The organism is Maridesulfovibrio zosterae DSM 11974, from assembly GCF_000425265.1.
Taxonomy (GTDB): domain Bacteria; phylum Desulfobacterota; class Desulfovibrionia; order Desulfovibrionales; family Desulfovibrionaceae; genus Maridesulfovibrio; species Maridesulfovibrio zosterae.
Window position 1 is genome coordinate 119,584 of sequence record NZ_AUDC01000010.1, and the last position, 13,404, is coordinate 132,987.

The following is a 13,404-nucleotide window of genomic DNA, read 5'->3' on the forward strand; positions in this document are numbered from 1 at the left end:
TTTCGTTCATATTCCCATCAAAAGTGAGTGACAGGACTGGAGCGGGCGGCTCCTCTTAGTTAAGAAGCTTAACTATTACTTTAAATAAAAAGGACAATTCATGTCACGAACGGCCCTTGACAACTTATATTTTTCTAAGAAAACTTTTACTTGGACCTACTGAAAATTTCAGCAATACGCTCATCAACAACAGTCTCCACAATAGCAAGAATGGCTGAAGCAGACGCAATCTGCGGATCAGAAAATTCATCCAGTCTGCCTAGCAGATTATGCATATGTCTCTCATGAAATTCCTGATGCATGTTGAAAACCTCCCAACCAGTTCCGGTTAAAAAGACAAGTAGCTCTTTGTTGTTATCCGGTGAACTGTCCTTTCGTACAAATTCTTTTTTTTCAAGTTTGCCCACCATCTGGGAAACAGCGCTTTTGGAGACCCCCATAACCGTGGCAATTGATTTAAGGTTAGCGCCCTCATTTAATCCGATCGCCTGCAAACAATGAACTTCACCCGCTGGCAGCTCAACGCCTTCACTTATGGGAATAGGCTGTGCTTCAATGCGCAAATGTTTGTTGATTATCCGCATGAGTCTTCCTGTCATATATTTGATTGTCTCTTCTTTGCTATTCATACCTTTGAAGGTAAAGCATCTTAACTAAAACAGTCAAGTTAAAAACTGTAACGTAGCGAAGTATAAATGTTTGAGTTGTTAGTAAACTGACCGAAAAAAGTCTGCTCTGTTGCACCAATAAAAAAGTTTGCACCGATCCCAACAGTTGCCTGGTCTGACACTTTGTAATGGACACTCGGTCGCAGATATGCATCCTCATCACTTGGTGAATAATATGAATCCAACACCAGAGTCAGGTTCTGGTTCATCATCTGCTGGGTAAACTGCACGGTTATGACATGCCTAAATTCATCCTTGGGGTATTTGGGGTTCTGCACATCTCGATAATTACCGTAGTCCAGCATCTGCTCCACATAGTACTGCACTTCGCAATTGCTATCGGTCCAAAGTTCATGAGCATATCCCACCAGATAACGTATCTGAGAGTTATCCACCTCTGCATTGGTCCCGCCCCGGCTCTTGGTGGAGTCATACCATGCAACCTCAATATTACCGATCCCCGAACCGACCTGTCCCCTAATACTGGCCCCGTAGACATTAAGGGGAGGGAAAGTAGCCTCATCACTTGAATTCATTCCGGCAGGTTGTTTCCAGTACCCCCAGTACCCATATAGGGCCAGTTCGTAATTATTAATATTACGGTAAATACGAGCTGAGACCTCATCATCCTTAAACCATTCATCAGGAATATCTGTTTTAAGAATATTATCCCGTCCTACAAGACTGTTTTCAAGTCCGCTCCAGTAAGAAATATATTCACCATCGATATAACGATCAGGTTCAAACTGGGGACTGTAAACCAAATCAAGGTTCGCAACTTCGGTAAAAAAACTAACCTTAGCAGCGTTGCAAGGAGCCTTCAGATATTCTGCGTCCCGGCCCATAAAGAATGAACGCCAGTCTTTGGGGAAAAGGTCATTCAGAAACACCAACCCTCCTGTCCCCCATGTAAGGACCTGCCTCCCGATTTTCATATCCATGAAATCGGACGGTCTGGAAAACATCCACAGTTCACGAGTTTCATAAGCGATTCTGTTGCTTATAGCATCCGTGCGAACATCCCCTTTATATTTGAAGTCTGCCCAGTCAGTATATGTAAACAACTCTCCCTGCATCCTCACTTCAGCCATTGAAAACTGTTTTTCCTCAGGATCATTCTGAGTTCGTGATCCAACTCTTGCCTCAATAAATCCGTTGAATTCAACAGGAGCGAATTGATCAAAAAGTGGAGGAAGCTCAAAAAAACTTTTTTCCTGTGCTGCTGCCGGAGAGGCGAGGGCTGCAAGCAGCCCAAGCCACACGGCTATGATTTTGATCTTCTTAAACCTCATCGTATCAATTCTCTCGGAGGTCTGCGCAAATATCTTTCACCAAAAACACTTTTATCGACCGGAAGGTTGTAAGTAATGTTGGAAAAAGTCATAACAGTTTCACTCCCAGTTTCATTATTTCTAACCTTAGAGCATGTTACAGTGGGATATAAAATCACCTCCCCGTCTTTATCAGCGATAATTCTTTCAACCTTGATCACGTTCATCGTGCGATAGGGAGTATTTGAACTTTTAAAATATTCAGTTTTCATGGGAATAAATGAATTCTGATCCACATAAGCAATATAATAAGAAAATTCCACATCTCCAGGATTCTTAGGAGTATTCTTCAATATATAACAACCGTCTTTAGTCCCGATCAATTCATGTGCGTCTTCATACAGGCTACGCCCTGAAATATCCTCGTAAAGAAAATCAGATCCAGCAAAACTAGTTCTCTTGTCTCCGGCAGCAATTCTTTTCACCATATCAAGGCTAGGCATGTATAACCAGCGAGAGTCATCTTTGCCCGGCTGGATAACTTTATGAACCAGAAAGACCATTCTACGAACATCCGCAGGAGCCTTAAAGTAAGACATGTACATCTGCTTCCCGTCATCTTTATCAGTATTCTTGCGCAGGATATTCAAGTCTCTAACTCTAGTGCGCCCCTGACTGTCTGTTATCTGCAAGTGAATCTTCCCCTTGCATGTTTCGCCCTGATACAAAGCCATATGGTTTGCACGTTTAACTATATCCCCCACATCCGGAGATTCAGCCTTAGCTGGGCAAACACCTATTAACATTGCAAACATAAATGCCGCAGCCAGTAATCTTATGTATTTCATTTTAAACCTCTTTTATTTGATATTTTGATGCACTTTCAGGAGGACTCCAAAGCAGCGAGCCTCTTTGGAGTCCTCCTGAACAATATTTCTTTTAATTAACGGTGAACTTCTGCAGGGATAGTTGTTGCCTGTACTTTTTCCTCAGAAATAGAGACCTTATCTCCAACAAAGAACCATTTCGGAGCCAAAGTAATAATTGCCGGCATAGCTACCAGAGTCAGAACGCCGGAAAGCATCATGATGGATGACAGCAAGATGCTTGTCGTACGGTAAGGAATCAGGGAAGAGATAAGCATAGGCAAAAAACCGATTGCAATAACAAGCACGTTGCGACTGATGGCCCTTGCCGGAGCCCCGTATAGTTTAGGTAGGGTCTCACTCCAAGAGCCTGTTTCGGAATAAAGAGTCCTACAGCGCTCTACAAAATGGATAGCAAAGTCAACGGACATCCCTAAAGTTAAAACTCCGAGCACGGCAACAGGCATATCGTAATCCTTGCCGATAAGTCCGATAAATCCATAAATAATTGCAATAGTCATCGTTAGCGGGATCATGCATAGTGCGCCCCATTTTAATGATTTGAACAAGAAAACAGTCATGAGCAATATAATGACGAAACTACCGAGAAAAGAACGTAGCATGCCTTCCACCATCTGACTCTGCCATGCGACGTTGATATAAGTCAGGCCTGCCCAGTTGTGGGAAACGGCACAAGGAGGAGGGTTATGCTCAAAGTAATTGTTTACAAAAGTTTCCACTGCTTCCATCACCTTGTTATCTCCACTGGAAAGTTGGAAGACAACACAAGCTCCGGTATAATCAGGAGTTATATAATGCCAGAGGTCATGAGGGCGATGACTCTGCTGATACTGCATGTAACACTCACCAACTCCCTGAAGCTTTTCAGGCACAAGATAACTGGCATCCTTGCCGTCAGTCAGTTCCTGATTAATTTTGCTGACCAAATCAGTAGGAGCAATGCTTTTACCAACCAATCCGGCTGCTTCAATTTCCCTTTGTAACTTAGCAAGGTATTCAAGCATCTCAGGTCTTTTAAAAGGTTTTTGACGCTCTTTTTCTAGGTTGAAAAAGCTGGCAAACTCGTCATACAGATAGTAATTTTCATCACTAGCCTTTTCAGCTTTTTGCCCTGCTAAATCTGCTGCACGGTCAAGAAATGACTTTTCTGTATAAGTTGAATCCGGCATGAGTTCCAGTTCACTCACAAACAATGCTGCCAATTTGGGAGCATTTGGAGACTTCACGGCAAGAGTATCGGCAAAAAGCATAAACTTCTCAGACAGCCTGTGCTTTTCAGATTCGGAATAACTAACTTCCTTTTCTTCACTTTCAAGAATAAGATACGCAGGATAAATTCCACCAAAATGTTTGGTCAGTGCAGTGTCAGCCATACGAATGGGATGACTTGGAGCAAACCATTTGACAGGGTTATCGTTAATCTGAATCTTGCTGATTCCCCATACGGATAGCACCAGCAAAATCATAACCAAGCCCAGCAGAGGCTTAGCGTAGCGATATGAAAACGCACCTGTTTTCTTCAAAAAAAGATCAAGAAAGGTTCCTTTTTCATGCCCACGCATGGCTCCACCGAAGTTATCAAAAACCCGAGCAGGCAGGACCATTATGTATGCAGGAACAAACATAATGGTTAAAAGCCAGGCGACCATGATGCCCAATCCCACAAACACACCGAAAACTTGAACCGGAGGAATTGGGGTAAGAGCGAGCGAGAGAAAACCCGCAGCGGAGGTCAGCGAAGTGTAAAGCATAGGCATGAACAAGATATTCAATGTCTCAAGAATAGTTTGTTTTCGACCTTTCTCCGGCGAATACAAATCAAAAAATTCCGATAGAATATGTATTGAATCCACCACCGCAATGGACATTAGAAAAACCGGAATCATAGAGCTCATGATATGAACTTTATAGCCCAGACCAATCATTGATCCCATAGTTATAACTACCGACAGAGTCGCAATTATCATAGGCAGGAAAGTCAGCGATAGCTTACGGAAAAAGAAATAAAGCAATAAGAAGATGGTTCCCATGGCGAGCGGAGATGCAAGAGTCATTTCCGTAAACATTTCAATACCGATGGCGTCCTGAGCTACAGGTAGTCCGGTAATATAAAATTCATCCCCTCCTCCTAATCCTTTGATCTTTCCCTGAAGGGCCGTATAAACCTTGTAGCTCTGATTCTTATCCGTCAACGGCAGATATATGCAGATCGCCTTGCCATCTTCTGATGCCATATGACCGGCAAGCATAGGGTTTGAAAAAACCTTTTCACGCACAATATCGGCCTGAGCCTGAGTTCGAGGAGGACGGGGCATTAGCCAATCAAAAGAAATTGTCCCCGCCTCCTCTTGGCTGATATGTTCAACCATAGATGGTGCAACCATATCAACTTCGATAACACCGTCTTTTTTCGACGGGTCTTCCGGATTATCCCAGCTCAAAGTCTTCGCAAATTCAGTCAGTTCGTAGACTCGTCCCAATGTCTCAGGAGTGAAAACACCGTTGGGAGATTCTTCGTTCATAATCCCGAGCACTACAATTTCAGACAAAGCAAACTTAGCTTTGGCCTCATTGTGAAAAAGACGGGAAGGCTCATTAGCAGGAAGCATATGTTCCGGATCGGTATCAATAATCACTTTAGGAAAAAATGCTCCTGTAAAGACCGTCAGCATCAGAAGCATGATGATCGTTATCCAGCTTCGCTTTATAGCAAAAGCAATTATAGACTGCTTTATCTTGTTCATTTAGCTTACCTCAGTTTTCGTATTTTAGTTAAGCAGCTTAACCATTGTCTCAAAAAAAATCATCCAGCCGGTAGATTTAAACACCTTTGGGTAAACATATCCCCCTCTAACACGACAAAACTACCCCTAAACATAATTTTTTTACCCCAAAACAGAATCTATTCCATTTACGTTTAAACTTTGTGCACAAGAACCTAGCGGAATTATAAATTTCTACATTGCAAGGACAGACTTTTGCCTGAAAAATGCATAAAAAGCGTATTACGAATACACGCAATACGCTTTTCAAAGCAAAATTTTATTCAAAAATTATTTTACAAATTCAAATTTTAAAATCTTCACAATTAGAACAGATTACTTTTCTTTCTCGCACTGAATTTAAAAACTGCTTAGGAAGAATGCCATATCTTTTTTTATATGCAGTACTGAAGTGACTTAGATTGGTATAACCGAGAGCCCATCCGACTTCGCTGACATTCATATCGCCGTTTTCAAAAAACATTCTTGCTTTTCGAAGTCTGTATTCCTTTAAAAAACCAAATACAGACATTCCAAATAGTTCCTGAAAACCTGACTGAATTTTGCTGATACTCATCATGTGAGTTTTAGACAGTTCAGCCATACTCGGTGGTGCGTCAAACTTCTCCTTAAGATGTGCCTGAACATCCTTGAGCTGCTCAACTTCCTTTGGGGTCAAAACAGTATTATGCACACCGGACTTAGATTCCAGTTTCATAACCTGAAAACCTATAAGTTCAAGAGCTTTTCCTTCCAGATACATTCTGGTGCAATGCCCGCCTGAGAGTCCATAAAACAATTCATTAGCCGCAATTTGAACGACAGGATCCATGGAGTGCTGCAGAAAGAAATCATGCTCACCCTGATTTTCCAGCAGATTCTTTAAATCATCATGTACTGCATGAATATCTTCAGCCAGCAACTCGTGAAGCAGTTCAGGGATGATATGAAGATGTATGCTTCTTACCTTACCTTGTGCTGCTGGCTCAGCACTCCCTGCCATTTCCTGAAAAAATCCCAACCCTCCATATCCTGCAAAATTCTCAATCCTGAAAGGGCCTATAGAAGTTTCACAGAGATTATTTACAATTGCGCCTTCAAGGAAAAATCCGAAATCAAGAAAAGTATTCTTTTTTTGGTAACTGAATGAAAAATCGCTAGAAAGAGTACCCTCGAATGCGCTTACCCGAAGCCCGGGCCTGAGCTTCATTTCACGCCACACAGGCTCTGAGTCAACACTTGAATCAAGATTAGCAATATGGTCAAACACCCTGACCGCACTATTAGCAGCGACTTCACCCATGCTCCATACTTTGTTATTCTGAGGGGTGAAAAGACTTCCATTCATTTGCATTACTCTTTATTTATAGATGGATTTATTGATTATGATTTTCAATATCCAAGTATTGCATAACATGTCAAGAAGGTAAGTTGAAATATGATAAAAATAAATTTTCTACTTTTCACCACAAGCAAAAGAAGCCTCTCAATGCTATAACACACTGTGAGGCTTTACTTTTTCATGGAGCCAACGATCGGAATTGAACCGACGACCTGCTGGTTACGAATCAGATTTACATTTTTTCCTAACTACGCTATTTTTTCACATATACACTTAGTTTACTTAACTTTTAAGCAAACTAGACTTTCAGAAATGTTCATGTCATATCAGGTTAAACCACATAAAAGTGGTACCAAACTGGTACCTGATTTTAACTCTGAATTTTCAAGGTGAAGAAATGCGTAAATGGATTACTTCCTCAAAGTACCCCGGCATCCGCTGGTATGAACACTCCACCAGAAAGCACGGCCCCCGCCCTGACCGCTGCTTTGGCCTTCGTTATTCACATAAAGGCAAACGATACCAGCCTACCTTAGGCTGGGCATCAGCAGGATGGACCGAAGCAAAAGCAGCCCTAACTCTGGCCGAACTAAAAGAGAACATCAGGACCGGTGAAGGCTGTATCTCCCTGACAGAAAAGAGAGAGCTCGCTGAGCAAAAACGAGAAGAGAAAGTCCTCAAACAGGAAAAAGACAAGAAAGCCAGCATTACCTATTCCCAATTCTGGAAACAATACTACTGGCCGCAACAAGCTCACAAGGCATACGGTTCTACACGAACTGAAGAAGGGCTCTACCGCAACTGGATTGCTCCAGCCATCGGAAATATGCCGCTTAGTGAAATCCGCCCCAAAGATATTGAAAAGATAAAAACCGCCCTCCTCAAAAAAAAACGCACTACGTCCACAATCAAATACGTCTTTGGGACAATTTCTCACCTTTGGAATATGGCTAGACGCGATGAGTATGTACACGGAGACTCACCAACCACAAAAGTATCAATCCCAAAAAAAGACAATCGCCGAGAACGATTCCTTACACCGGAAGAAGCTCAAAAACTATTAGATGAACTAAAACAGCATCGTGGCCATACACATGACATGGCTCTTCTTGCTATACGCTGTGGCCTACGCTTTGGAGAAATTGCAGCACTGACATGGCACGACGTAGATCTTTCAGGTAAAAAGCTCTCAATCAGGGACACAAAAGGCAAGGTCAACAGACAAGCTTATCTACTCACAGACACATTGGAAATGCTCGCTCGCCGCCTTAAAGAGTGCAAAGGGGCAAGCTCTGAACTGATCTTCCCCTCAAGAAATGGCTATATAATGAAAACCGTATCCAAAATTTTTTATCGCACCGTTGACCCCATGTTCAACGAAGGGATTGATGATCCTCGGCTGCGAGTATGTTTTCATACCCTTCGCCATACATTCGCTTCATGGTTGGTCCAGCGCGGCGTGGATTTGTATAGTGTAAAAGAGCTTATGGGCCATGCTGACTTTAAGATGACCCAACGATATGCCCATCTTTCGCCAGACGGACTTATGCGGGCGGTTGAGGTGCTGGAAGAATAGTGTCCTCAACGCTCCTTGACAAAACGTTGCGTAATGCGCAACATACAAATGAAGAGCAATGATCAAAACATTTAAGCACAAAGGTCTGGAAAAATTTTATCGATCCGGTTCAACTGCCGGGATACAGGCCAAGCATTCCAAACGACTGAGAATCCAACTTTCAGTCATTGATACGGCTCAGGAAGTGGAGGACGTTAACCTTCCCGGATTCAGGCTGCATAAGCTCAAAGGAAGCCGTACAGATCTCTGGTCCATAACCGTTAACGGCAATTGGCGGCTGACCTTTAAATTCCGCGACGGGAATGCCTACATTTTAAACTACGAGGATTATCATTAATGACTATGTACAATCCCCCACATCCCGGTGAGCTTATCAGCTCCGTATACATGGAAGAATACAATCTCAGCTGCCGCAAGCTGGCAATGATGCTCGGCGTGGCTCCCTCCACTCTCGCCCGTGTCCTGAACGCCAAGAGCGCGGTATCCCCTGAAATGGCCCTGCGCCTCTCAAAGGTACTCGGACGTACCCCTGAAAGCTGGCTGGCTATGCAGGCTAACTATGACCTTGGAAAAGTCCGCAGTCAGGTTGATTTGTCTGGGGTTACTCCTGTTGGACAGGGGTGTTTGGTTAGGTAGCCAAGGTCGCTATGAATCAGTCATTTCAGATACAAACATACATTGAACGTCTCGAAAGACTTAAAAAAAACGTGCTAGGAATTCTTGCAAACTTCGATGCATACCATCCAACACACAAAGAAACTCTTGGTTATTTCACCACAAGATACTTTTTAATATTATCAATTACAGCCGCCCTTACTTCTTATTCAATTGAAGATTACATAAACATTCCAAGCCTAGCTTCGCTAGAAGATAAAATACCAATTCTAATAGGCTTCACGGATAAGATTGAAGGTATTGCACGCTGCATTGCAATTACACTATTATGTCTGGCAACAACCCTACCATACTACATATACACTTTAGCCATTTTAAAACTTCTAGGAAATCAACAAAAACCTAATATATACCGATTGATTTTAGGCAATATGATTTTATTAACAATTCCTTACGTCTTTATCTCTTCGTTAATATTCCTCTCTAGGCTTAACGACACATGGACGGGTGACACTGCATACAAGACTATAGGGATAACAGCTTTTTTAATAGTATTTATTATTCCTCAGTATTTTTTATACTGCATAAATCAGCATTTTTCTTACATAAATAGTTTTTTCAAAAACTCGTTTCAAAAAACTATCTATTTCTGTGGCATATTATTCTTAACTATGGCTATTCACTATTGCTGTACTCAATAAACCATAAACAGCATCAATAATCCAAAATCTCCAAATTCCTCATTATATCGCTCACCTCAAAATTGATTGCAAAATTTTATTCCCGCACCCATGTGTAGCATACGAATTCAGTGTACTTAAAAAGACAATTTCAGTTTTCACAAACGAATAGTGACACTCGTCGGTTGAATTGCCTAAGAATACTCTTGTGGAGTAGGGGTATCCATTACCGTAAGGCATAATTTTCATCTAAAGAATTAAGACTTAAAATAGAACAGTTCAGTTCATCCATTTACAGAACCGACTCAAAACAGCTATCTTCCCAGAGCAACTATAATAATAGCATTCACCCGCAAATACCAAAGGAGACACAATGGCTTTTTTTACTAAGTCCGAACTGAACGAATATTCGACATATTCTCAACTAAGCAAAACCGCCATGAGAAGTAAGCCCATATATGAATCATTACATGCATCAACACAGTCATATCGCTCTTTTGATTTTTTTATTTCACATAACTACAACGACAGACAGTATATTCGCAGTCTTCATGGTTATCTCGTAAACAAAGGCTATTCTGTCTATGTAGACTGGATTGTCGATATCCATCTTGATCGCAGTTCTGTCACATCAACAACTGCCGATTTGTTACGAAAAAGGATGGATGAATCTACTCAATTAATTTTCGCAACTTCCACAACTTCCTCGTCTTCAAAATGGATGCCTTGGGAATTGGGATATTTTCACGGAAACAAAGGTAACCAGTTAGTCAAAATATTACCTATTGTAGAAAATCAATATAGCAGCTTTGTTGGTCAAGAATTTTTGGGACTGTATAACTTAGCTCGAAAAGAAGACTTCCCCGGCAAACGCCTCTACTAAGCTGCATAAAAACGCCACACATCAACATCATTGTTGTGTGGCGTTTTTATGCATTTAACTTGAATTAACTTGTAACCGAAGCTATCCACCTTTCAACATCTTCATTTCGCATCAACTCATTTATCTCTGATAGCTGCCAAAGCATGGACATCAATTCTCGCGGTCCAAAACGGGTATCGTGAAATGCTTTGTCATATACTTCAAGCCCCCCTTTTATATCACCCATGTATATTAAAGCTTCAGCACATGTAGCCAGGGCCCAAGCCGAGTAAAGATCATTTTCAGCATAGTCCTTTGCCTGCCTTGCCCATCTGGCTGCTTTCATTTTATCCTTTCTATAAACAAACTCCATGAATGCTAAATTTATAGCATGGTAGTAGCATTGCCCATAATCTCTGTTACTTTCAGACTCTTTATAGGCATCCAAGTAAAGCTCACAAGCACGATCAGCATCTTTCATACTTCTGCCAGAATTTCGCCACCTTCGTTTGTATCTACCAGCAAGAATACCACGGAAGTCAGTCCCTCTCTCATGGCTCTCCTCCAAAACATTAATGGCCTTTTCGGCAAAACCCAAGGAATCCAAGGCAAGCGCATATAGCCGAAAAGCTTCATTATCTAGATCAGCATAACAGGAACGATACAGCTCAATGGCCTTTTCAAACTCTTTCCGTTCTACTGCTTGAGCGGCGGACAATGAAGGGCTGAGAGAATAGTCTCCACCAAAAAAAAGAACTTTAAATGCTTCTATTGGATAAGAATGACTTGATTGTGGCCGTACAATCTCCAAGTGATCTCCGGGAATAACAAAATGATTTTCTTTAGGAAAAGGAGCAAGAGAAGATTGCTCAGGAACGAAATCATCACTCATTCCTGCTACGGATAAAAAATTTAATCTATGGCTACTAGTCTGCAATTTATCCCACTCGCCACGCAGAGACATGATAAATGGACTTTTCCATTTCATATCGCGGATTTGTGGATTCAAAAAACCAAATAATTTTGCTTTCTTCAGTCCATTGCTGGGCGTCCCGTAATGAATTATTCCAGCAACTTTTCCAGCAACCTCTAATGAATTTGCGCAGATACTTTGAGCAACAAGCCCCCCCATACTATGGGCAACAATTTTTAACACTTTGTATTTAGCTAAATTTAAGTGAGTAACTTGCGCCGAAATAAATTTTGAAATCATACTAATCGGAGGATCAGTACGCCACCAATTAACTCCGGGCATGGGATTGCTGGGGTATCCTAATGAATATACATCCCAACTATTAAAAAGCGGATCATCAATTACATATCCATAAAAACTGCGCCAAGTCGCCTCTAAGTTACCTGAAAAACCATGAAGGAAAATGATTGCGGCTTCAGCACCATTATTTCTAACTTCCAATAAATGTTCATTGCTCATATAGCGAAAAACTCCATTGAACCTTCTACTCGTTCCAACAATTCAGGAAAAACTTCGAATTCCCCTGCTATACCCGACAACAAGCTTAATGATTCAAAAAAAGTTTTAACCTGCCAGCCTTCAGCAACGAGAAATCCGTCATCTACAGCTTTAAGCGCGCCTTCTTTATCTCCAAGAAAGCAGCAGACCTCAGCAAGATCAAAAAAAGACCACGGCACATTGTATGGCTGGTCATTAGAGACCTGAACACTCAAGCTCTTATTTGCTCTTTGCAGCAAAAATTTATCCTTAGGGCTAAGAGCCATTGCACCTAACAATTTACCCTTAATTTTCAATGCATTCAGCAGCGGATATGAATTACCATTAGATATTTCTGCTGCATCAAAATAACATTGAAATGCCTCTTCTAATTGGTTTGCCCTTTTCAATACTCCGCCAAGAGAAGAAAGGGCGTCAAAATCCATAGGGTCGAGCTTCAGAGCATGACGAAGTGATGATTCTCCACTAACAGTCAAATCCTCAGATTCATTTTTGCAAAACAATTTATTTTCAGCGATCCCTCTTTCTCGCCATGCCTCTGAATAACCACCACAAGCTTCGGTTGATTTTTTAAAACAGTTGAGGGCATCCTCCCACTGGCTTAATTCACGATACATTAGCCCAAGTTCTAGCTGTAGCTTTGCGTTTTGAGGAGACACACTCACAGCCTCCTTTAGATGTGTCACCGCTGTATGAGGATCTTGATTCAACAAAGCCTCCTCAGCCTTACGACGTAACTCATCTGTCGAACGATCCCCATCTTCCTGTAGCTGTAAAATTTGTTGAATAGGACTATCCAATCTGTTGCGCTTCAATGTCTCAGAAATAACCTTAGTTATGAGCTTACGGGACTCTTCAGCCTGTTCAGCTGGTTCAAATTCGTAAGGGAAAAAGCGTACTTGATTCAGATCAAAGGGGATAGGTGACTCAGACTGCCTAAAGATAACTGTTCCGGCTTGTCTAGCTCTATGCCTATGCCCTAACTCATAAAGGACATTTGGATTTAAACCCGTCAAATCAGTAAAAACAAGTCGAGAATATTCAATATATTCAAACATACCTTGCGAGATTATTCCTGCGAAGAAGTCCGTATCGGCTCTACGGGGGGCAAGTCTTCCACCTTCTGGTAGTTCTACAGCCTGAATGGCTGGCAAAAAGATATCCGAATAAATAGCCTCGAAATCGATAAGCTTTCCGTCGACTTCTTTTTCTCCAAAAGGCATCACCACAAAACAAATTCGAGAATAGGGCAAAATGAATTCTCCTAATC

General features: G+C 41.7%; 11 protein-coding genes. 4 read left to right on the forward strand and 7 right to left on the reverse strand.

All coding sequences use genetic code 11. From position 1 onward, the window contains the following. Nucleotides 1-146: 146 nt before the first annotated feature. The 5 genes from H589_RS0101155 to H589_RS20225 all read right to left on the reverse strand — a co-directional run bounded on the left by H589_RS0101155 (nt 147) and on the right by H589_RS20225 (nt 6,936). A complete protein-coding gene (locus H589_RS0101155; RefSeq protein ID WP_245577010.1) occupies nt 147-584 on the reverse strand; it encodes a MarR family transcriptional regulator in 438 nt (145 codons plus the stop codon). Between the two features lie 83 nt (nt 585-667). Further along, a complete protein-coding gene (locus H589_RS0101160) occupies nt 668-1,960 on the reverse strand; it encodes a hypothetical protein (protein ID WP_027720328.1) in 1,293 nt (430 codons plus the stop codon). After that, nucleotides 1,957-2,787 carry an outer membrane lipoprotein-sorting protein gene (locus tag H589_RS0101165; protein WP_027720329.1) on the reverse strand — a complete coding sequence of 277 codons (831 nt, stop codon included), beginning with the start codon at nt 2,785-2,787 and terminating at the stop codon, nt 1,957-1,959. The genes H589_RS0101160 and H589_RS0101165 overlap by 4 nt, the downstream gene beginning before the upstream one ends. 95 nt (nt 2,788-2,882) lie before the next feature. After that, nucleotides 2,883-5,570, reverse strand: coding sequence for an efflux RND transporter permease subunit (locus tag H589_RS18920; RefSeq protein WP_051249572.1), 2,688 nt, complete (start codon nt 5,568-5,570; stop codon nt 2,883-2,885). 322 nt (nt 5,571-5,892) lie between these two features. Continuing rightward, the gene (locus tag H589_RS20225) at nt 5,893-6,936 is read right to left on the reverse strand and encodes a helix-turn-helix transcriptional regulator (RefSeq protein WP_051249573.1); all 1,044 of its coding nucleotides are present in this window, start codon (nt 6,934-6,936) and stop codon (nt 5,893-5,895) included. 391 nt (nt 6,937-7,327) lie between these two features. Here H589_RS20225 and H589_RS18930 point away from each other — a divergent pair, with 391 nt between their 5' ends. The 4 genes from H589_RS18930 (at nt 7,328) to H589_RS0101200 (ending at nt 10,684) form a co-directional block, all read left to right on the forward strand. Further along, nucleotides 7,328-8,506, forward strand: a complete 1,179-nt coding sequence (locus H589_RS18930) for a tyrosine-type recombinase/integrase (protein WP_051249574.1) — start codon at nt 7,328-7,330, stop codon at nt 8,504-8,506. A gap of 58 nt (nt 8,507-8,564) precedes the next feature. Next, complete coding sequence (locus H589_RS0101185; RefSeq protein ID WP_027720330.1) at nt 8,565-8,843, forward strand: type II toxin-antitoxin system RelE/ParE family toxin; 279 nt, start codon at nt 8,565-8,567, stop codon at nt 8,841-8,843. Then, nucleotides 8,843-9,142 (forward strand): HigA family addiction module antitoxin, encoded by a 300-nt coding sequence (locus H589_RS0101190; RefSeq protein WP_027720331.1) that lies wholly within the window; start codon nt 8,843-8,845, stop codon nt 9,140-9,142. The genes H589_RS0101185 and H589_RS0101190 overlap by 1 nt, the downstream gene beginning before the upstream one ends. 1,098 nt (nt 9,143-10,240) lie before the next feature. Beyond that, on the forward strand, nt 10,241-10,684 hold the full coding sequence (locus tag H589_RS0101200) for a TIR domain-containing protein (RefSeq protein WP_169433094.1): 444 nt from the start codon (nt 10,241-10,243) through the stop codon (nt 10,682-10,684). 64 nt (nt 10,685-10,748) lie between these two features. Here the strand turns inward: H589_RS0101200 and H589_RS0101205 are convergent, their stop codons facing one another. Continuing rightward, nucleotides 10,749-12,095 (reverse strand): tetratricopeptide repeat-containing protein, encoded by a 1,347-nt coding sequence (locus tag H589_RS0101205; protein ID WP_027720334.1) that lies wholly within the window; start codon nt 12,093-12,095, stop codon nt 10,749-10,751. Continuing rightward, the gene (locus tag H589_RS0101210; protein ID WP_156891591.1) at nt 12,092-13,387 is read right to left on the reverse strand and encodes a tetratricopeptide repeat protein; all 1,296 of its coding nucleotides are present in this window, start codon (nt 13,385-13,387) and stop codon (nt 12,092-12,094) included. Before H589_RS0101210 ends, H589_RS0101205 begins: the two co-directional genes overlap by 4 nt. Nucleotides 13,388-13,404 lie beyond the last annotated feature (17 nt).

Coding starts and splice junctions, on each gene's coding strand:
- H589_RS0101205 (WP_027720334.1), bottom strand. CDS start 12,095: ATGAGCAATGAACATTTATTGGAAGTTAGAAATAATGGTGCTGAAGCC.
- H589_RS18920 (WP_051249572.1), bottom strand. CDS start 5,570: ATGAACAAGATAAAGCAGTCTATAATTGCTTTTGCTATAAAGCGAAGC.
- H589_RS0101185 (WP_027720330.1), top strand. CDS start 8,565: ATGATCAAAACATTTAAGCACAAAGGTCTGGAAAAATTTTATCGATCC.
- H589_RS20225 (WP_051249573.1), bottom strand. CDS start 6,936: ATGAATGGAAGTCTTTTCACCCCTCAGAATAACAAAGTATGGAGCATG.
- H589_RS0101190 (WP_027720331.1), top strand. CDS start 8,843: ATGACTATGTACAATCCCCCACATCCCGGTGAGCTTATCAGCTCCGTA.
- H589_RS0101165 (WP_027720329.1), bottom strand. CDS start 2,787: ATGAAATACATAAGATTACTGGCTGCGGCATTTATGTTTGCAATGTTA.
- H589_RS0101200 (WP_169433094.1), top strand. CDS start 10,241: ATGAGAAGTAAGCCCATATATGAATCATTACATGCATCAACACAGTCA.
- H589_RS0101155 (WP_245577010.1), bottom strand. CDS start 584: ATGCGGATAATCAACAAACATTTGCGCATTGAAGCACAGCCTATTCCC.
- H589_RS18930 (WP_051249574.1), top strand. CDS start 7,328: ATGCGTAAATGGATTACTTCCTCAAAGTACCCCGGCATCCGCTGGTAT.
- H589_RS0101160 (WP_027720328.1), bottom strand. CDS start 1,960: ATGAGGTTTAAGAAGATCAAAATCATAGCCGTGTGGCTTGGGCTGCTT.